A 1199-nucleotide genomic window follows, 5' to 3' on the forward strand; every position below is an offset into this window, starting at 1 on the left:
CTTAGAATCTGCAGGAAAAGAAGCAAAAATCGACCTACCACAAGACATAAACGCAAAATTACAAAGACCAAACCAACAACTTGTAATCAAAGCAAAATAGTAAACACCTAGCCACTAGATAACCTAGTGGCTATCATTTTGCCCTCTTACACCCTTGTTTTTTTAGTCTAATGATTTTATTGAATAGTTTTTTATCTCTTTTAGTCTAATGATTTTATTGAATAGTTTTTTATCTTGGTCTAGCAAATCCCAACATCACGAAACCTTTGAGCAAACGATCGAAGCTAAGAATATCATACGGAGAAAATAAACATAAATTCAAGCGAAGTGAACCGTCAAAAAATTGTGCTGTTTGAGTGCATAGCACGAGTTCACAATTTTAGGTTCACAAGCTTAGAATTTATTTATTTTCGTAGTCTAGATATTCGTGCGAGATGTTTGCTATAGTTCTTACCATTGTGTGTCTTGCAACTGTCATATAGCGAATCCTCTGAACCATTTTTTTGCCATTGTCCTGCAATTCCCAATATTAAGCGAAACCTTAAAGCAAACAATCGAAGCTAAGAATATCATACGGAGAAAATAAGTATAAATTCAAGCGAAGGGAACCGTTAAAAAATTGTGCTGTTTGAGTGCGTAGCACGAGTTCACAATTTTAGGTTCGCAAGCTTAGAATTTATTTATTTTCGTAGTCCAGATATTCGTGCAAGATGTTTGCTTCTAGTATAACCTATGTTTATCCTGCAGCTGTGGTCTTGCGAAATATTTACACCATTTTCTATCTTATTCTAACTAAAAGAATGCATAAAAAAAAGACCTAGCGGACATTGTCATCACTAGATCTTAATTGTTTGGCGACTACCTACGTGCCGCCAGTTTCTACGAATCAAAGATTCGTGGCAACTGGTTGCAAAATCATTTATAATCCAGAAATTTAATGTTTTTCATGAGCGACGCTTCGAACGAGGAAATCTTCATTTCAATTACTTAAAAGAAGATTTTCGACGTGAGGCTGAGCGAATGAAATTATTAAATTTCCCGTCTAGCTCTCCCACAAGTGGGCTCGTAGGTTCTTTAGTTAAAATAAAAAAGATCTAACTGATTAAATCACGTTAGACCTTAATTGTTTGGCGACTACCTACTCTCCCACGACGTTTCCATCGTAGTACCATCGGCGTTAAGAGGCTTAACTTCTGTGT

Annotated in this window: 1 rRNA gene; it reads right to left on the bottom strand. The window is 35.9% G+C overall.

Features of this window, described 5'->3' with window-relative positions:
* Nucleotides 1–1125 precede the first annotated feature (1125 nt).
* Nucleotides 1126–1199: ribosomal RNA gene (gene rrf / locus KHW44_RS09815) — 5S ribosomal RNA — on the bottom strand; the annotation flags it as partial.

The sequence above is a fragment of the Finegoldia magna genome, assembly GCF_018371055.1.
Lineage (GTDB): Bacteria > Bacillota > Clostridia > Tissierellales > Peptoniphilaceae > Finegoldia > Finegoldia magna_I.